Raw genomic sequence first — 18463 nt, 5'->3', positions numbered from 1 at the left:
GCCGGAGGGGGCGGGCTCGGCGGTGACCACCGTCAAGTGCGTCGTGTGGGACCTGGACAACACCCTGTGGAAGGGCACCCTGCTGGAGGGCGACGACGTGGTCGTCGACGACCGCGTGTTCCAGACGGTCGTGGGCCTGGACGCCCGCGGCATCCTCCAGGCCGTGGCCAGCAAGAACGACCACGGCCCGGCCTGGGAGCGGCTGGAGGAGCTCGGCGTCGCCGAGTACTTCGTGCACGCCAGGATCGGGTGGGGGCCGAAGTCGTCGTCGGTGCGGGAGATCGCGGACGAGCTGAGGTTCGCCCACGACACGATCGCGTTCGTCGACGACCAGCCGGCCGAGCGCGCGGAGGTGGCCTTCCACCTGCCGCAGGTGCGCTGCTACCCGGCCGAGGCCGCGCCGGACCTGCTGGGGCTGGCGGAGTTCACACCGGCGTCGGTGACCGTCGACTCGCGCCGGCGCCGTGAGATGTACCAGGCGAACGTGCGGCGCCAGGCGGAGCAGGAGTCGTTCGACGGCCCGTCGCAGGAGTTCCTGCGCTCGCTGGACCTCGTCATGCAGATCGGCCGGGCCAGCGCCGGCGACCTGTCGCGGATGGAGGAACTGACCCTGCGCACGAGTCAGATGAACGCCACCGGCGTCCACTACTCGGACGCCGACCTGCGGGCGCTGCTGGACGACGCGGACCACGAGGTCCTCGCCGTGACGATGAGCGACCGCTTCGGCTCGCACGGCGCGGTCGGCGTCGCGCTGCTGGAACGCGGGGAGCGGGTGTGGCACCTGAAGCTCCTGGCCACCTCGTGCCGGGTGGTGTCCTTCGGCGCCGGTGCCACGGTGCTGAACTGGCTGGTCGACGAGGCGGCCGCGGCCGGAGTGCACCTGGTCGCGGACTTCCGGGCCACCTCGCGCAACCGGATCATGGAGGTCGCCTACCGCTTCGCCGGGTTCACCGACGAGGACTGCGCGTGCCTGGCCGTCCTCACGCCCCCGCCGGCCCAGGCGCAGGGCGGGCCGACGCAGCGGCTGCACCTTACGCCGTCCTCGCGCCCCGCACCCGACACCCTGCGGCTGGATGCCGTGCGCCTGGCCGCGACCTGACGGCCCGCCAGGCCCGGTCCGCGCCGGCGCACCGGGCCCCAAGGAGCCCCCGCCGCCCCGCCCACCCGCGGGGCGGCGGGGGCCTTCGCACGCCCCGGCCCCCGGCACCCGGCATCGGCCCCCGGCACCCGGCACCGGGGGAGGGCGAGGGGGAGAGCTAGGGGGAGGGGAGGGGCCGGCCGCTGCGCCCGTGACCGGTGGCGGGGCGGGGCAACGCCGCCGGGGGAGGGGCCGCCCGCCCCGCTCCGTCCCGGCCTGCCCCCCTCTGTCCCGGCTTGCCCGGCCTGCTCTTTGTCCTGGTCTGTTTCCGGGCAGTGCGGACGGCGGGGAGGGGCGACGGCTGTGCGTCGTCCCTCCCCGCCGTCCGGTTGCCCGCGGGTCGGTCGTGCTATTTCCTGCGGGCGAGTGTGATCCCGTCGGCCATGGTGAGCATGGAGATGTCCACGCGGGGGTCCTCGCGCAGGGCGGTGTTGAGTGCCCGGATGGCGAGGGTGTCGGGGTCCTGGCTGGCGGGGTCGATCACGCGGCCGAAGAAGAGCGTGTTGTCGATGACGATCAGCCCTCCCGGTCGTACGAGGGTGAGCGCGGCCTCGTAGTAGGTCCCGTAGTTGGCCTTGTCGGCGTCGATGAACGCGAGGTCGAAGCTGTCGGCGCCGCGTTCGCCGGCGAGGTCGGCGAGGGTCTGGGCGGCGTCACCGAGGCGTACGTCGATGCGGTCGGCGACGTCGGCGCGTTTCCAGAAGTCGGCGCCGATCGCCGGCCATCGTCCGTTGAGGTCGAGGGTGACGACGGTGCCGCCGGGTGGCAGGGCGCGGGCCATGCACAGGGTGCTGTAGCCGGTGAAGGTGCCGATCTCCAGGACGGAGGTGGCGTTGCACAGGCCTACCAGGAGGGCGAGGAGTTGGCCTTCCTCGGCCATGACCTGCATGGCGTGGCCGGCGGGCAGCTGCCCGGTGAGGGTCCGCAGTTCGGCGAGGACGGGGTCCTCGCGCAGGGACACGGAGCGGACGTAGTCGCGGATCTCGGGTGTGGCCATGATCTGTTCTGCCATGGCGGTGCCTCACTTCCTGGCGACGCAGGCGAAGGACAGCGGGATGGGGTCGCCGGGGATGCGCCAGTTGTGGTCGCCGTCGGGGACCATGAGGGGCAGGCGCTGGCGTGCGTCGTAGGGGACCTCGCGCAGGCGTTCGATGGTCAGGCCGGCGTCTATGAGGGCGTTGACGACCTCTTCGACGGTCCAGCGCCAGCCGTAGATGGAGTGCTTCTCGACCTCGACCTCGTCGGCGATGCGGTCGGCGTAGCTCTTGGTCATCTCGTGGTGGACGTCGCGGGACTGGAACAGGGAGCGGGCGATGCGCAGTTCGCCGTCGACGTCGCCGAAGAGGGTGAGGACGGGGTGGATCTCGACGATGGTGAGGGTGCCGCCGGGCTTGACGTAGCGGGCGGCGACCTTGGCCCAGCCGGCGATGTCGGGCAGGAAGGAGAGGGTGCCGTAGCCGGTGAACACCATGTCGAACTCGCCGTCGAGGACGGCGGGCAGGTCGTAGAGGTTGGACTGGACGAAGCGGGCGTCGAGGCCGAGGTCGCCGGCGAGGCCGCGGGCGATGTCGATGGCCTCGTCGGAGATGTCCATGCCGGTGACGTGGGCGCCCATGCGGGCCAGGGAGAGGGAGTTGACGCCGATGTGGCACTGGAGTTCCAGCAGGGAGCGGCCGCTGACGTCGCCGAGTTCCTCCCGCTCCAGGCGGCGCAGCATGTTGTGGCCCTGGCGGAAGCGTTCGACGTCGTAGTAGGAGGACTGCATGTGCGCGCGGGCGCGCAGGTTGAAGCCTTCGCGGTTGGCGGTGATTTTCTCGAGGTCGCTCATGGAGGTGGTCATCGGTGCGTCCCTTCGGCATGGATGGGGGGTCGTGGGCGGTCGCCGGCGACCAGGGGGGCCAGTTCGCGGCGGCTGGTGACGCCGAGTTTCTGGTAGGCGCGGCCGAGGTAGTTGTCGACGGTGCGGGCGGACAGGCCCAGCCGGTGTCCGATGGCGGGGCTGGTGTAGCCCTTGGCGGCCAGCAGGGTGACGTCCCGTTCGCGTCTGGTGAGCTCGACCAGCGGGGCGGTGAGCCGCAGCAGCGGGGTCGTCGCGTTGGGGCAGGCGACGGTGGTGGGGGGTGTGGCGGTGTGGCGCAGGGCGGCCGCGGCGGTGGCGGTCTCGGCGGCGAGGAGGTCCATGTTGAGGCGGGTGAAGGTGGCGGTGGCGGTGTCGAGGGCCCGGGGGTCGGAGCGGGCGAGTGCGCCGGCGGCGTCGGCCATGGCCGGCACGACGGGTCCGTGGACCAGGTCGGCGAGGGCTGCGAGGCGGTGGCGTACGGCGTTGGGGTTGCCGAGGCGGGCCACGTCGTAGCTGGCGGTGGCCTCGACGGCGTACTGGCCGAGGGCCATGGCGATGTCGGCGGCGGCCAGGGCCTGGCGGGCGGCGTGGGTGGTGTTCCCCGCGGCGGCGGTGGTCCAGGCCTGGCTGAGGGTCAGCCAGGGCAGGAACAGGCGGCTCTGGGGGCTGCGTTCGGCGGGGCGGGGGGTGCGGGGTGCGCGGTCGGCCTCGCCGGCTGCGGCGAGTTGGGCCAGGCACGGGGCGAGCATGGGGCAGGTGGTGCCGCCGTCGAACAGGCGGGAGGCGCTTTCCAGTTCGGCGATGGCGGTGGCGAGGTCGCGCAGGGCGAGCCAGCCGTCGGCCGCGGGGGTGTCGTGGGCGGCCCGCTCCTGGCGGTGTCCGTCCTCGGCGATCCGCCAGGCCTGGTGCACGCGGCCGGCCATCAGCAGGGCGATGCAGTGGGCGTAGCGGATCTCGGCGAACCAGGGCTGGGCGGCTGCGGCGGGGCGCTCGACGGCGGCCAGGGCCCGGTCGAACCAGCCGGCGAGGCCGGCGGCGACGACCACGGTGGACGCGGCCGGGCGCAGCTCCTGCCCGGGCGGGTGGGGGTGGGGCGGGTCGCCGTGCGCGGCCAGGGCGGTGTGGGTGCAGCCGGCCAGGAGCAGCAGGCCGGTGCGGTGGGCGACCCCGGTGGCCGCCTCCTTGCCCGGTGCCCGCAACGCGGCGCCGTCCCCGCCGCCGTGGTGCGCGCCGCCGTGGTGCGCGGCGCTGTGATCCGTGCCGCCGTGGTCGGTGCCGTGGTCCGCGGTGTTGCCGGCGGTGTTGTCGGCGGTGGTCACCGTCCAGCGGGTGCAGGGCGGTGCGAGGGCGGGGCCGCGTTGCGGGCGGGGCGGGGCGGGCGCCGTGGCGGGACGCGGCCGGTGTGCGGCGGGTCCGGGTCCTGGAAAGGTGGCGTCGGCGCCGTCACGGGCGGTCACGACGCCCGCTCGAGCGGCCGGCTTTGTCTCGGCAATTGATTGCACAACAAAGAAACCCCCCCTGTGTCGTAAGAAAGATAAGGGCCTTTCGTGCTGGGCCCACTGTCCGGATCGGACGGTGTGTGAGCGGGATTGCGCCCCGCCTGCCCGGTGGTGGGGGCGAGGCGAAGTGGCGTCACCATTCGTGACGGTGTCCTGAATTGGTCCCCCGGGGCCTTTGTGCGGCCCTGGACGCCGCGATTGCGGTGGCCGCCCTCGCGGCGTCCCGGTGGTTTTTCCGGGCGGGCCCCGCGGGCCTTCTAGACCTCGACGGCCTTTTCGACGGGGGTGTCGCCGCCGACGACCACGTAGATGCGCCCGGCGCTCTGGGGCCGGTCGAGGAGGGCCGCGAGCACGGCGGCGACGTCCTCGCGGGCGACCTGGTCGAAGCGGGCGCCGCTGGGGGCCAGGCGGTTGCCGGGGGTGAGTTCGACGCTGCCCTCTCCGGGGCCGTCGGTGAGCACGCCGGGGCGCAGGACCGTCCAGTCGAGGTCGGTGCGGGCGAAGACGTGCTGTTCGGCGGCGCGCTTGGCGCGCAGGTAGACGGCGTATCCCTCGCCGATGCCGCGGTCGTCGGCGCAGCCGACGTTGATGGAGCTGACGTGCAGGAACCGTCGGACGCCGGCCTGGGCGGCGCCGTCCATGACGAGGAGGACGGCGGCGCGGTCCATCTTGTCGCGGCGGGCGGCGGTGGCGCTGTTGCCGGAGCCGGCGGAGAAGACGACGGCGTCCGCGCCGGCGACGGAGGCGGCCACCTCGTCGACGGTGGCGCGCTCCAGGTCGAGCAGGACGGCCTGTCCGCCGGCGGCCTTGACGTCCTCGATGTGGCGGGGGTTGCGCACGATGCCCAGGACGGAGTCGCCGCGTGCGGCGAGGCGCCGGGTTAAGCGCAGGGCGATCTTGCCGTGGCCGCCGGCGATGACAATCTTCATTCGTTACCCTTTTCCCAGGATTCGGTGCTGCGGGCGCGGAGCGAACACCCCGCCGGGCCTGTGCCGTGCTAAGTGATCATTTGCCGGCGACCCGGCCCAGCCCGGTCATTGACGTGCACGTTCTGACAAGCAAAATGATGGCATTGTCCTGCCGCCCGTCATGGCGGCCTCAAACGCGTCAATCGAATGGTGCATCGGTTGCACCTATTGGTCAATCGGGTCGGCGCCGCTGTCGCGGGAGTCGAGGTCAACCTGCGGCCGGGCGGCCAGTGACCACAGGTAGCTCAGCGGCTCGCCGTCGGGTTCGTCCGTGTACTCCGCGATCAGCTCCTGCATCCGGCGGCGCAGCGACTCCACCGACTCGGGCTTCAGGCGCAGCACTCCGCGCTTGGCGCCGCGCCCCGAGTCCTTGCCGGCGGCGATCAGTTCGGTGCGGTGGGCGCCGATCACGGCGAGGTCGACCTGCTGGGCCAGGCCGGAGTCGTCGGGCAGGATGATCAGGCCCCATGTGCGCGCGGTGGCGCGGTAGGGGCGCTGCAGCGCGCCGTGTTCGCCGGTGCACACCGGCTCGGCGACCAGGAAGTTCGTCTTCACCAGGGCGCGGACGTGGCGCAGGGTGGTCGCGGGAGCGAGGTCGAGTTCGACCGACAGCTCCTTGTTGGTGAAGGCGCGGTCCAGGCACAGCCGCAGGATGCGCCAGCGGACCGGGTGCCCGAGTGCTTTGAGGTCTTCGATCGTCGCTTCCACAGGGGGCACCCTACCTTGCGAAGCCGTCAGCGGTTTGCTTCACTACCATCGATATCATTCTGTGCAATCGGTTGGAGGGTCTGTGATCGAGCAGCTCCGGGCCTGGGTGGGCGGCCGCGACCTCGATGGTGAGCTGGCCGAATGGATCTCCCGGCCGAGCGTCAGCCGCACCGGGGAGGGCATGGCCGAGGCCGCCGCCCACGGCCTTCGCCTCCTGCGCGCCTCGGGACTCGAGGCGCGCGAGGTGCAGACCGGCGGCTGGCCCGCCCTGGTGGGCACCGCGGACGGGCCCGGCCCGCACGTGCTGATCTACGGCCACTACGACGTCCAGCCCGCCGGCCCCCTCGAACTGTGGACCACCCCGCCCTTCACGCCCTCGATCCGCGACGGGCGCATGTACGGGCGCGGCGCGGGCGACAACAAGGGCCAGCACCTCGCCCAACTGCTGGGACTGCGCGCACTGCGCGAGCTGACCGGGGGGTTCCCCTGCCGGGTGACGGTCCTGCTCGACGGCGAGGAGGAGATCGGCAGCCCCAACCTGGCCGAGGCCGTACGCCAGGTGGGCCGCCCCGACCTGGTGATCTGGAGCGACGGCCCGGTCCACGACTCCGGCCGCTCCTCGGTGGTCCTGGGCGTGCGCGGCATCCTGATGTTCGAACTGCGGGCACGCGGCGCCAACCGGCCCCTGCACTCGGGCAACTGGGGCGGCGTCGCACCCAACCCGGCCTGGGCGCTGGTCCAACTCCTGGCCACCATGCGCTCACCCCAGGGCGCCGTGACCGTGGAGGGCTTCGCCGACGACGTCGCACCGCTGAGCGCGGGCCAGCGCGCCGCCCTGGAGGACCTCCCCGTGGACGTGGCCGCAGCCCTGGAGGCCATCGGCGCCAGCGGCATGGAACCGCCGGCGGACCTGGGCTTCCACGAGCGCCTGGCCGTACCCACCCTGACGGTGAACTCCCTGAGCTGCGCCGACTCCGGCGACCACCGGGCGGTCATCCCCGACATCGCGATCGCCCGCTGCGAGGCCCGCCTGGTGGCCGGCCAGACACCCCGGCGCGTCGCCGACGCCATCCGGCGGCACGTCGCAAGATACGCTCCCGAGGTCGAGTTCGTGACCGACGCTGCCATGACACCCTCCAGCACCTTACCCGAGTCCCCCTACACGGCGACGATCCTTCGCGCCGTCGAGGACGTCCTCGGCCACCGCCCCGTCCTGGTCCCCGCCCTCGGCGGAAGCCTGCCGATCTCCGTCCTCAGCGACGGCCTCTCCTGCCCCTGCTACGGCGTGCCGCTCGCCAACGTCGACGAGGCCAACCACGCACCCGACGAGAACCTCGACCTCGACCGCTTCCGCCGCGGCATCGTCACCGCCGCCTCCATCCAACTCGCCCTGGCGGCCCACTCATGACCCTCTGGGGAGCCTGGCCCGCCACCAGCGGCTTCGCCTACGTCAGCGACGCCTCCGGCCGCCCGCAGCCCTGGCTGCAGACCTGGCAGGGCCACACCCGCATCCTGCCCGTCGACGGCGCCGTCACCCGCCTGGCCTGGCGCCCCGACGAGAGCCGCCTGCTCGCCGTCACCGACGTCACCGGCACCCAGGACTACCGCCTGGCCGAGATCGACCCCCTCACCGGCGACGTCGAATGGATCGCCACCGAACCCGGCGTCCGACGCGAGATCGGCGTCCCCTACTCCAGCGCCGGCAATCCCTACAGCCCCGACGGACGCCTGCTCGCCTACGCCACCAGCGCCCGCGACGCCACCTGCCTCGACGTCTACGTCCGCGACCTCACCGACGCCACCACCCGCATGGTCCTCGAAGGCGACGACCGCTACGTACCCGTCTGCTTCTCACCCGACTCCCGCCACCTGCTCGTCCTGAAGTTCCACCAGAACACCGACCACGACCTCTACACCTGCGACCTCACCACCGGCCTGGTGCACCACCTCACCCCCCACCAGGGCCCGGCCAAGTACCAGGCCGGCGGCTGGAACGAGGACGGCATCTACCTGTGCACCACCGAGGGCCGCGACCACCTCGGCGTCGCCCTGCTGCGCCCGGGCCGGCCCCTGGAGTGGATCGCCACCCCCGACGCCGACGTGGAGAACGTGATCGTGGGCCCCCAGGTCGTCTGGACCGTGCCCCGCGACCAGCGCACCCTGCTGTGCACCCGCGACACCACCCTGGAACTGCCCGGCTTCGCCTCCCAGCCGTTCGGCTACGACGGCTTCGTGCCCCGCTTCGCCGGCGAGCGCCTGCTCGCCCAGGTCGGCGCCGGCGACCGCGCCACCGACTACCACCTCGCCGACCTCGCCACCGGCCGCACGCAGCGGCTCACCGACTTCGGAGCGGACCTGCCCGCGGACCTCGTCGCACCGCAGAGCGTCTGGTTCACCGGGGCCGACGGACTGGAGATATCGGGGCTGCTGTACCGCCCGCCGGCGGCCGCCGCCGGCCCCGTCCCCGCCGTCCTCACCGTCCACGGCGGACCCGAATGGGCCGCCCTGCCCGTCCACGACCCGCTGATCCAGCGCCTGGTACGCGCCGGCATCGCCGTCCTCGCCCCCAACGTCCGCGGCTCCACCGGACGCGGACTGGCCTACCAGCGCCTGATCTACCGCGACTGGGGCGGCGGCGACCTCGCCGACCTCGAAGCCTGCGCCCGGTACCTGCGCACCCTGGAGTGGGTGGACGGCGAGCGGCTCGGCGTCCACGGCATGTCCTACGGCGGCTTCGCCGCCCTCAGCTGCCTGACCCGGCTGCCCGGCTACTGGCGGGCCGGCGCCGTCATCTGCGGCCCCGCCGACCTCGAATCCGACGTCCGCGCCCTGCCCCCCACCTGGCGGCGGCGCGTCACGGAATGGATCGGCGACGTCGAGGACCCCGAGGACCTCGCCAGGCTGCGCGAGGCCAGCCCCCTCACCCACGCCGCCCGCATCCAGGCCCCCGTGCTCCTCGCGCACGCCGTCGACGACGCCACCGTCGTCATCAACGGCACCGAGCAGCTCCACAAGACCCTGACCTCCCTGGGCAAGACCACCCGGTTCATCCGCCTCTCGCGCGGCCACCTCCCGGACGACCGTGAGGAACGCGACGCACTCGAGGCCGCCGTCGTGCAGTGGTTCCACGACCACCTCGCCGCGCACCCGCCCGCCGCGAAAGAGGCCCCGCGCCACCACCCCTGACCGCACCACCGCGCATCACCGCGCACACCCGGCCCGCGGGGGCCACGGCCCCCGCCTGCCCGCACGCCCGCACGCACGCCCGCCGGGACACCCCGGCCGGGCCGCACCCCGCACCACACGACCACCGCACCACACGACCACCGGAGCACACGAGGGGGCACGCGCCCATGAGAACCACCGCCTCCTGCCCGACCGGCAGGAGAACCACCGCCGCCGCCCCTGCGCACACCACCGCGCACCAGGGCGCACACCCCGGCGAGGACCGGCGCCGCACCCGGGCGCCGCACCGCCTCTCCTTAACACCACGCACCTGACCAGCACCCGAACAAACCCACCCAGAAAGGGTAGGCACAGACAATGTCTCCTGCAGTCGCCGGCGCCGAGGCGCCACCTCGCCGACGCCTCGGCTTGATCCTGGCACTGCTGGCCTTCGCCCAGTGCATCTACGCCATCGACTACAGCATCGTTTTCGTGGCACTGCCCGAGATCCGTACCGGCATCGGATTCTCCGCACAGACCCTCCAATGGGTCGTCAGCGCCTACGCCGTCGCCTTCGGCGGCTTCCTGCTCCTCGGCGGCCGCGCGGCCGACCTCTTCGGGCGCCGGCGCATGTTCACCTTCGGCCTGTTCCTCTACGCCGTCTCCTCCCTCGCCGGAGGACTCGCCGGCGATCCCACCACCCTGATCGTCGCCCGCGCCGTCCAGGGCATCGGCGGCGCCTTCCTGGCCCCCGCCACCCTGTCCCTGGTCACCACCACCTTCGCCGAAGGCCCCGAGCGCAACCGCGCCCTGGCGATCTGGGGCGGCGCCGGTGGCAGCGGCATGATCCTCGGCTCCCTCCTGGGCGGCGTCCTCACCGGCGCGTTCGGCTGGGCGTCGATCTTCTTCGCCAACGTCCCCCTCGCCGGCGGCGCCATGCTCCTGGCCTTCGCCATCATCCCCAAGGACACCGAACTCGGCTCCTCCGGACGCAAGTTCGACCTGCCCGGCGCACTGACCGCCACCGTCGGCTCCACCCTGCTGGTCTTCACCCTCGTCCAGGGACCGGAGTCCGGCTGGACCTCCCCGACGATCCTCATCAGCGCCGCCATCGCGATCGCCGTCCTCGCCGTCTTCCTCACCATCGAAGGCCGGGGCCGCGACCCGCTGCTGCCACTGCGCCTGTTCCGCAACCGCAACCTGAGCACCGGCACCGTCGTCACCTTCATCTTCATGGGGACCTTCGGCGCCCTGCCCTACTTCTTCACCGTCTACTTCCAGAGCGTGTTCGGCTACTCCGCCACCAAGAGCGGCATCGCCTTCCTCCTGCCGTGCGTGGGCGTGCTCATCGGCAACCTGTCCGGCGGACGCCTCGCCACCCGCTTCGGCGTGCGGGCCACCCTGACCGGCGCGCTCCTGCTGGGCCTGGTCGGCACCGTGGCGTTCGCGCTGTCCGTCTCGGCGAACGGCTCCTACCTGTCGATGGCACCCGGCGTGCTCATCCTCAGCCTCGGCCAGGGCACCATCTTCACCGCGATGTACGCGGCCGCGACCACCGGCGTCGCCGCCGAGGAACAGGGCATCGCCTCCGGCGTCGCCTCCACCGGCCAGCAGGTCGGCGCCGCGGTCGGCCTCGCCGTCCTGGTGGCCGTCGCCAACTCCGGACACGACGGACTGGCCGGCGAGGCACTGCGCGTGGCCACCGCCGACGGCGTGCGCTCGGCCATGTGGGCCACCGTCGCCGGCATCGCGCTGATCGTGCTGGTCGTGTTCAACTTCCGCCGCGGCCCCGCGGCCCCGGCCGCCGAGCCGACCAAGCAGGACGACGTCACCTACGCCGTCTGACCCCGCCTCACACACAAGTAAAAGATGATTCCACTTCGTGCTCGTCACATGAGTGGAATCACCTTTTATTTACGGCGGCGCACAGCCCGCCACCCACACCCCGCCCGGAGGCCCGGCACCACACCCGGCCCCCGGGCGGGGCCCCACCCCTCCCAACCCCCCTCCCGACACCCCTTCCCAACCCCCCCCTCCCGACACCCGACCGCCCGGGCCGGCCGACCCCTGGCCGGCCGGCCCCCGCCCCGATGAAAACGAGCGCCACCGCCGCCCACCCCGCACCCCCGCAGCCAGTCCGCACCGCAAGCACCCTCAGGCACCAGAGAGAAGGAGGCGAAACCCCTGTGTACGAGACCGTGAACGTGGTCGGTGTCGGCGGTTCGAGCCGGCCCGGATCAACCGCCGAGCAGGCCCTGCGGGTGGTCCTGGACGCCGCACAACAACGCGGCGCGTCCGTCCAACTGATCGCCGGCCCCGCCCTGGCCATGCCCCTCTACGACCCCCGCAACGGCGCCCTCACCCCCCAGGCCCGCCGGCTCCTCACCGCCATCGCCGCCGCCGACGGCCTCGTCATCGCCAGCCCCGCCTACCACGGCGGGATCTCCGGCCTGGTCAAGAACGCCCTCGACCACGTCGAGGAACTCCGCGAGGACACCCGCCCCTACTTCAGCGAACGGCCCGTCGGATGCGTCGCCGTCGCCCAGGGCTGGCAGGGCGCCGTCTCCACCCTCGCCGCCCTGCGCGACGTCACCCACGCCCTGCGCGGCTGGCCCACCCCGCTCGGCGCCGCCATCAACACCACCACCTCCCGCTTCTCACCCGCCGGCGACTGCAAGGACGCCCACGTCCAAAGACAGCTGGAGGACATAGCCGCCCAGGTCGTCGACTTCGCCACCATGCGCGCCCTCGCCGCCCGGACCCAAAGCGCCCGGCGATGACCGCCACCACCGCCCCACCCCCCCTCGTCCACGGCCCCCTCACGATCCCCCGCCCCGTCCCCGACCCGGCGCTGCGCCTGTTCCTCTTCCACCACGCCGGTGGCTCGCACCTGCTCTACCAGGGCTGGGAGGCGGCCTTCCCCGCCGACTGGGAGGTGTGCCTGGTGGACGCCCCCGGCCACGGGAACCTCCGCGGCGAGCCGCTGATCGAAACCGCCGACGGCCTCGTCGACTACTTCTTGCACGCGCTGAAGCCCTTCACCGACCGCCCCTACGCCTTCTTCGGCCACAGCATGGGCGCCCTGGCCGCCTACGAACTCACCCGGCGCCTGACCGGGGACGGCCACCGCCCGCCCCGCTGGACCGGCCTGTCCTCCTGCCCGCCCCCCGCCGGCGACCGGCACACGCGAACACGCCCCCCGCTGACCGAGGCCCGGCTGCGCGCATGGCTCAGGTCCACCGGAGGCACCCCGCCCGAGGTCCTCGACACCCCCGCCCTGTGGCGCCTGTTCGCCCCCGTCTTCCGCAACGACCTCACCCTGGTCGGCACCTGGCGCTCCGACCCGGGCCCCGACCCCCTGCCCGTGCCCCTCGCCGTCTTCGGCGGCACCGACGACACCGTGGTGAGCGCCGAACACCTCACGGCCTGGGCCCCCCGCACCCGCCGCTTCCACGGCCCCCACCTCTACCGCGGCGGCCACTTCTACCTGCACGCCCACGCCCCCGCCCTCGCCGCCCGCATCACCCGGGCCCTGAGCGCCTGACCCCTCCCCGGCAAAGCCGCCCCCGCACGGCTCCACCCCCCGGGGCCGTGCGGCAGGCCGGCCCCCGACCTCGGACCTGCGAGGGTGACCGCCACCGGCGCCGGCGCGACACTGGGGCACAGCCAAGGCCCGGCAGGGCGCCGGGCCCGCCCAGACGGGGGGAACCACCACATGAACCGCACCCGCACCACGCGCACGACGCGCACCACGCGCACCGCGACGTCCGCGGCCACCGGGCGCAGGACGGCGGCCTCGGCGCTGGCCGCCCTCGCCTGCACGATCGGCCTCACCCTCCACGGCGCCTCCACGGCCCAGGCCGCCAACGCCTACGACGGCAAGGACCCACAGGCCACCGGGTGTTCGGACAACTCCACGACACTCTCCTCCGCCCCGCTGAAGACCGGTACGGGCCAGCAGGTCGGCACGATCGAGATGCGCTACAGCTACACCTGCAAGACCCAGTGGATCCGCATCCACTCCACGGTGACCGACTGCAGCGGCCAGCCGTGCGGCAACGAGGCGAGGATCCACCGCACGGCGTCCACCTCCGACGGCGGCACCGCCTGGTTCGGCCGCAGCCCCTACGTCGACTCCGGCGAGCCGTACCAGTGGAGCCGCATGGTCTACACGCCCAACACCCGCGCGTGCGGCACCGGCTGGGCCGACACCGGCGTGAACTACGCCCACCCCAACGGACGCGCCGGCTCCGAGATCTGCGGCTGACCCCGCAACCCCGCCCCGCCCCGCTCCGCCCCGCCCCGCGCGACCCGCCGCCGGGTCGCGCGGGGCGGGGCGCTTTCGCGCCGCCGCAGGGCGCGGGGCGCAGGGCAGGGGAGCGGCGGCCGGTCCACCGCCCGCCACCCGGCTGTCAGTCCCGGGCGCCACACCGCGGGTGACACCGCGGCCCGCACCGGGGAAGGCCCGTGACCGCCCGTGTGACGGCACCTGCACGTGACAACGACCACGACACGCCGCCCCCACCGGACCGGGCCCACTTCGGCGCCCGCGTCGAGCGGGTGCGGCGGCACCGGCACGGCGCCGCCCGCCGGCTTCACCGCCGTCCGGAGCGGCGCCGACAGCCACCGCGCCCTGGACGCGGCGCCGGCCACGGCCTGCCGGACCGGCATCTGCCCACCGCTGCCTACCCGGCCCGGGAGCCCGTGCTGTGACCGGGACGGTTCGCCGTGATCGGAAGACGGCTCGTGGGACGAGCGCACGCGAAACAGCTGGTATGACTGGGGGTATGCAGGAAGAGACCGCACGCTCCGCGATCGACACGTTCATCTCCGCGTTCAACGCCTCGCACGACAGCTATGTGACGGCCCTGCTCTCCCAGGCCCTGACCTCCGACGTGGTCTTCTGGGGACCGCTGGGTCGCAGCGAGGGAATCGCGGCGGTCGAGCGGTTCGTGCTGGACATCCGGCGTCACCCGGCGGGGCCCGGCACGATGGTGCGCTGCTCGGCGGTGGACATGCCTGACGAATGGGCCCGGTACCAGTGGGTCTTCACCACGCCCGACGGAGGCCCCCGCCTGGCGGGAACGGACGTCGTCCACCTGCGACGGAACCTCATCGACCAGTTCATCGTCTTCGCGGGGGAGATCGAGCCGTCCGCCTCCTGAGCCGCCTGACCGGGCATCAGAACCCGCGCGCCCCCGTATCGAACCCGCGTGCGAAGCCGGGCCCCGTCCGATATCGTGCACGAAGGAGTGCCGGGAAGCCTGGTCGGCGAACAAGGGACAGTTGTGTCCGCGGGCCGGTCCGGGGGTGACGTGCGTGGCACTCGACGCGAGGTCCGCCGGCACACCCCCCGCCCGCCCGCGCACCCGCCGCCCCCCACACCGGCCCAGGCCCCTTCCGCACCCGTCCCGAACCGCGACACCGTCCGGCGTTCCGCACGCCCGGAGCCGTCCGACCCCCGAAAGGGCGGGGCGGCACGCCCCGGCGTCGGCGACCCGCGCGCTTCGGCCACGTACCGGACCGGGGGGAGAACCGTCATGATCCACCGTCCCTCACCATGGACCCGCACCGGCGGCGCGCTGCTCGCCGCCGCGGCCCTCGCCCCGGCGGCGGCCGCCTGGTACCTGTTCGCCGTCCTGCTGCCCGACGACGCCGAGCGCCACCGCTCCTACACCGCCGCGGCCCCCTGCCCGGCCACCAGCCCGGGCGCGGCCGTGGAGGAGTGCGTGCGCACCGTGCCGTTCACCGTCACCGGCACGCTCGTGCGCAACGCCGGCAAGAGTTCCGAGTTCCGGGCCACCCTGGACGGCGCGCCGCTGTGGAGCGGCGAGGTGCGCTTCGGCGGCGCAGGGCCCCTGCTGGAGGACCTGAAGCCCGGCGATCGGGTGGAGGGCACCGTGTGGCGCGGGCGGGTGATGGGCCTGGAACGCGCCGGCGTCGCCCAGCGCTCCTCCGACAAGCCCCGCGACGACGCCCAGTTCACCGCCGCGGCCGGCACCTTCGCCGCGCTCCTCGCCCTGTTCACCGCCGCCCTGGGCGCGCTGCTGTTCACCGGCCGCCGCGCCACCCTCGCCCTCGCCCGCTCGCTCTTCCTGTGGACGCTGCTCGCCTGCGGCGCGCCCGCCGTGCTCGCGTTGTGGACCGGCCTGGCGTGGTGGACGGTGCCGATCGCGGCCGTCCCCGCGGCACTGTTCGCGGCGCGGACGCTGCGACGCCGCGACCCCGGGGGAGCACCGGGGTTCGCCGGCAGCCGCCTGCCCGCCTGAGCCCCCGTCACGCCCGCCCGGCCACCCGGGCGGGGCGGCGGGTCCGGCGGCGAGCGCCTTGGCGCAGGCGGTGGCGCCGCCGTGGGCCGGGGCGTCGTCGCCCGCGGTGCCCGTTCAGCCCGAACGGCTCTCGCCTTCCTTGGGGCAAAGGTTCACGATCTCGCCTACCAGGGAATCCCAGTCGGTGGAGGAATGCGGCGCCGGTTCCACTCCGGCCCCCAGTTCCTCGCGTTCGCCGTTCATTTTTCCCTTGACCCAGCTGATACAGGCGGGCCTGTCCCCGGTCCCCGCCCGGCAGAATTCACCGAGGACCTCTCGGACCTTGGTGAGGGGGAGTGCGCTTGCCGGTTCCATGGACACCGGGTGCCAGGGGTCGGACAGGAGCATCGGGTCGGTCGTGGGCGGTTCCGGATTGTCGGAGATCCACGTGTGGGAGTAGATCCCGCCCTGCTCCGGATAGGCGGTTCCCACATGCCAGACCAACCCTCCATAGCCGGTCGACCTGTTGATCACCACCTTGAGGGTGTTGTCCGCGTAGACTCCTTCCTCCCGGATCTGCTTGTCGATGGACAGCCATGCGATGCCGCCGTAGTCGAGGCTCTCCATGACCTTGGAAATGATTCGCTCCGCTCCGGCCTCGTCCGTGGCGTGATGCTCTTCGCTGTTGATCAGAACCGTAAGAACCATTTATTCCCCCCAGCGACCGTTCTCCGTCGATCTTCCGAGCGGTCACCATACCGGCGGCTGCACCCGCCGTCCTCTATCTCGTTCCCACTGTCGCAGAACACCCGGTCGCAGGAAGCAGGGGCTCACGCCGGCGCGACCGCCAAAGGAAGGACGAGCAATCCGGCCGAGCGGGTTTCAGCCCGTCAGCCCGTCAGCTCGGACCGGTAGGAGCCGAGGATCCCCGGCCACGCGGAGCCGCCACGCAGATCGTCGTCCAGCATCAGCACCGTGGGCCGGCCCCGCGCCGCAACACCGTAGAGCATCCGCGCGACGGAGTCCGTCAGCAGATGGTCGAAGCTGAACGAGCCTTCGAAGCCGAGCCAGGCGACCCGGGCCCCCTGCGCGCAGACCTGGTCGAGGCACCCCTCCAGGTACGGCCCGAGCGGGACGGGCAGCACGCCGAAGGCCAGGTCGTACTCGACCACCCGGAGCCCGGCCAGGACGCGCTCGCCGTCCTCAAGGCAGTACACGGAGACCTGGTCCGGGCGGCATCCACCGACCTCGAAGGCGAGGTCGAAGGGCTCGGCGCACGCAGCTGCCGCGAACAGGCTGACGACGCTCTCGTCGCCGTCCCAGCACAAGGCGTCCAGAAGACCGCTCACCAGAACCCCCGACCGGCGGCGCGGACCGGGGCCGGAAGCCACGGCCGAAAGGACCCTGCCCACGCCCGGCTCCTCCCTCGGCGACGAACACGACGACACCACACACCCGCCCCCGACCCTACCGGCGAACACCCGCCCACCCCCGGCCGCCCGCCACGGCCACCCAACCGGGGGCGGCGCTGCGCCCCGCCGCCTGCCGCGGCCCCGCCTCTGCCCCGCCCCCGACACGCTTCCCGCGCTCCTGCGCACCCTCCTCACCCCCGGCGGCGTCGTCCTCCTCGAGGCCTCCCGCGCCATCGGCCTCAGCCGCACCGCCCACCTCCCGCACCGCCCACCTGCCGCACGCCCGCTGACCGCGCGCCGGTTCCGTGTCCGCGGGCGAGAAGGGCGCATTTGTCCGCCTATGGTGGAGCGACGGGCCCGGGCGGACGCACCGTCACCCGAGGGCCCGGGCCGAACGAACCGGAGGACAGTCGTGCGGATCAACCTGACCAGCGTCTTCGTCGACGACCAGGCGAAGGCCCTGCGCTTCTACACGGAGGTGCTCGGATTCGTGAAGAAGCACGACGTCCCGCTCGGCGCGGACCGGTGGCTGACCGTCGTCTCGGCCGAGCAGCCCGAGGGAACGGAACTGCTCCTGGAGCCCGACGGCCACCCCGCCGTCGGCCCCTACAAGCGGGCGCTGGCCGGCGACGGGATCCCCGCCGCCTCGTTCGCCGTGGACGACGTACGGGCCGAGTTCGAGCGCCTGCGCGCACTGGGCGTGCGCTTCACCCAGGAGCCCACGCAGATGGGACCGGTCACCACGGCCGTCCTCGACGACACCTGCGGCAACCTCATCCAGCTCACCCACCAGCACTGACACCCCCTCCGGCCCCCGCGCGCCGTCGCCGTCCGGGCCGGACCGCCGCACCGCCCGCAGGAGCCGGTGCGGTGCGGCGCCTCCACACACTCGCCGTTGCCCCCGGTATCGAGGCGGCCGCCCCCGCGGGGGAGCTCCGGCCGCCTGGCGCGGGTCAGGGGCGGGGCGTGTGGCCGGGCGGGGCGAGGCCGGTGTCGGCGAGGATCCGCTCCACCGTCTCCTCCAGCGTGCTGTCCTGCGGGACGACGTGTTCGAGGCGGCCGGGCAGGAGGTCGCGGGGCCGGTACCAGGCGGCCATGTCGGCGGCGGAGAACTCGGCGGCCTGGGGGCGGCCGGCGTGACGGCGGACGCTCTCCTCGAAGCCGACGTCCAGGTAGTACAGGAAGGTGCGGCCGCGGTGGTCGGCGGCGAGGATGCCCTCGACGACGACGTGGAAGCCGTGGTCCAGGGCGTGCCGCGCGACCAGGCCGATGAGGCCGATGTTCGCCGCGCCGGCACTGTCGCGCTCGCGCAGCACGGTGCGGCGCAGCACGTCCTGGCCGACGACCGCGATGCCCCGCCCGTGGGCCGCGCGCAGCCGCGCGGCGACGCTCGACTTCCCGGCCCCGCTCGGCCCGCGCACCACCACCAGCACACTGTCCGCACGCCCCGCCCCGCCGCCCCCGCGCCCACCGTCGTCCATGACC

At 73.5% G+C, this 18463-nt stretch carries 18 protein-coding genes; 10 read left to right on the top strand and 8 right to left on the bottom strand.

All coding sequences use genetic code 11. The features are described from left to right. The first annotated feature begins 22 nt into the window (after positions 1-22). A complete protein-coding gene (locus ACFZBX_RS31210; protein WP_391537177.1) occupies positions 23-1099 on the top strand; it encodes an HAD-IIIC family phosphatase in 1077 nt (358 codons plus the stop codon). Between the two features lie 388 nt (positions 1100-1487). Here ACFZBX_RS31210 and ACFZBX_RS31205 read toward each other — a convergent pair whose 3' ends face one another. The 5 genes from ACFZBX_RS31205 to ACFZBX_RS31185 all read right to left on the bottom strand — a co-directional run bounded on the left by ACFZBX_RS31205 (position 1488) and on the right by ACFZBX_RS31185 (position 6153). Beyond that, entirely contained in the window at positions 1488-2150 is a 663-nt protein-coding gene (locus tag ACFZBX_RS31205; RefSeq protein WP_391537176.1) for an O-methyltransferase, read from the bottom strand. A gap of 9 nt (positions 2151-2159) precedes the next feature. Next, the gene (locus ACFZBX_RS31200) at positions 2160-2966 is read right to left on the bottom strand and encodes a class I SAM-dependent methyltransferase (RefSeq protein WP_391537175.1); all 807 of its coding nucleotides are present in this window, start codon (positions 2964-2966) and stop codon (positions 2160-2162) included. Between the two features lie 8 nt (positions 2967-2974). Next, positions 2975-4297: a helix-turn-helix transcriptional regulator gene (locus tag ACFZBX_RS31195; RefSeq protein WP_391537174.1), complete on the bottom strand. Its 1323-nt coding sequence runs from the start codon at positions 4295-4297 to the stop codon at positions 2975-2977. Positions 4298-4734: 437 nt separating this feature from the next. Continuing rightward, positions 4735-5406 (bottom strand): SDR family oxidoreductase, encoded by a 672-nt coding sequence (locus tag ACFZBX_RS31190; RefSeq protein ID WP_391537173.1) that lies wholly within the window; start codon positions 5404-5406, stop codon positions 4735-4737. Between the two features lie 204 nt (positions 5407-5610). Beyond that, entirely contained in the window at positions 5611-6153 is a 543-nt protein-coding gene (locus tag ACFZBX_RS31185) for an ArsR/SmtB family transcription factor (protein WP_391537172.1), read from the bottom strand. Between the two features lie 82 nt (positions 6154-6235). Here ACFZBX_RS31185 and ACFZBX_RS31180 point away from each other — a divergent pair, with 82 nt between their 5' ends. The 8 genes from ACFZBX_RS31180 (at position 6236) to ACFZBX_RS31145 (ending at position 15587) form a co-directional block, all read left to right on the top strand. Then, entirely contained in the window at positions 6236-7561 is a 1326-nt protein-coding gene (locus tag ACFZBX_RS31180) for a M20/M25/M40 family metallo-hydrolase (protein WP_391537171.1), read from the top strand. After that, a complete protein-coding gene (locus tag ACFZBX_RS31175; RefSeq protein WP_391537170.1) occupies positions 7558-9339 on the top strand; it encodes a S9 family peptidase in 1782 nt (593 codons plus the stop codon). Before ACFZBX_RS31180 ends, ACFZBX_RS31175 begins: the two co-directional genes overlap by 4 nt. A 357-nt stretch (positions 9340-9696) precedes the next feature. Continuing rightward, positions 9697-11163 carry an MFS transporter gene (locus ACFZBX_RS31170; protein ID WP_391537169.1) on the top strand — a complete coding sequence of 489 codons (1467 nt, stop codon included), beginning with the start codon at positions 9697-9699 and terminating at the stop codon, positions 11161-11163. A gap of 341 nt (positions 11164-11504) precedes the next feature. Beyond that, positions 11505-12098 carry an NADPH-dependent FMN reductase gene (locus ACFZBX_RS31165; protein ID WP_391537168.1) on the top strand — a complete coding sequence of 198 codons (594 nt, stop codon included), beginning with the start codon at positions 11505-11507 and terminating at the stop codon, positions 12096-12098. Beyond that, positions 12095-12862 carry a thioesterase II family protein gene (locus ACFZBX_RS31160; RefSeq protein WP_391537167.1) on the top strand — a complete coding sequence of 256 codons (768 nt, stop codon included), beginning with the start codon at positions 12095-12097 and terminating at the stop codon, positions 12860-12862. The genes ACFZBX_RS31165 and ACFZBX_RS31160 overlap by 4 nt, the downstream gene beginning before the upstream one ends. A 171-nt stretch (positions 12863-13033) precedes the next feature. After that, positions 13034-13585 carry a DUF2690 domain-containing protein gene (locus tag ACFZBX_RS31155; protein WP_391537166.1) on the top strand — a complete coding sequence of 184 codons (552 nt, stop codon included), beginning with the start codon at positions 13034-13036 and terminating at the stop codon, positions 13583-13585. 520 nt (positions 13586-14105) lie between these two features. Continuing rightward, positions 14106-14483: a nuclear transport factor 2 family protein gene (locus ACFZBX_RS31150; protein ID WP_391537165.1), complete on the top strand. Its 378-nt coding sequence runs from the start codon at positions 14106-14108 to the stop codon at positions 14481-14483. A gap of 375 nt (positions 14484-14858) precedes the next feature. After that, entirely contained in the window at positions 14859-15587 is a 729-nt protein-coding gene (locus ACFZBX_RS31145) for a hypothetical protein (RefSeq protein WP_391537164.1), read from the top strand. Between the two features lie 114 nt (positions 15588-15701). Here ACFZBX_RS31145 and ACFZBX_RS31140 read toward each other — a convergent pair whose 3' ends face one another. Beyond that, complete coding sequence (locus ACFZBX_RS31140; protein WP_391537163.1) at positions 15702-16274, bottom strand: Imm1 family immunity protein; 573 nt, start codon at positions 16272-16274, stop codon at positions 15702-15704. A 182-nt stretch (positions 16275-16456) separates the two neighbouring features. Further along, positions 16457-16915, bottom strand: coding sequence for a hypothetical protein (locus tag ACFZBX_RS31135; protein WP_391537162.1), 459 nt, complete (start codon positions 16913-16915; stop codon positions 16457-16459). 475 nt (positions 16916-17390) lie between these two features. Here ACFZBX_RS31135 and ACFZBX_RS31130 point away from each other — a divergent pair, with 475 nt between their 5' ends. Further along, complete coding sequence (locus tag ACFZBX_RS31130) at positions 17391-17777, top strand: VOC family protein (RefSeq protein ID WP_391537161.1); 387 nt, start codon at positions 17391-17393, stop codon at positions 17775-17777. Between the two features lie 154 nt (positions 17778-17931). On the opposite strand, the gene ACFZBX_RS31125 is transcribed toward ACFZBX_RS31130, so the two are convergent. Continuing rightward, positions 17932-18459: an AAA family ATPase gene (locus tag ACFZBX_RS31125; protein ID WP_391537160.1), complete on the bottom strand. Its 528-nt coding sequence runs from the start codon at positions 18457-18459 to the stop codon at positions 17932-17934. Positions 18460-18463 lie beyond the last annotated feature (4 nt).

The organism is Kitasatospora sp. NPDC008115 (assembly GCF_042957205.1).
In the GTDB taxonomy this organism is placed as follows: domain Bacteria; phylum Actinomycetota; class Actinomycetes; order Streptomycetales; family Streptomycetaceae; genus Kitasatospora.
The sequence above is the reverse complement of the archived record's forward strand: the minus strand, read 5'-3'. Positions and strand labels throughout refer to the sequence as shown.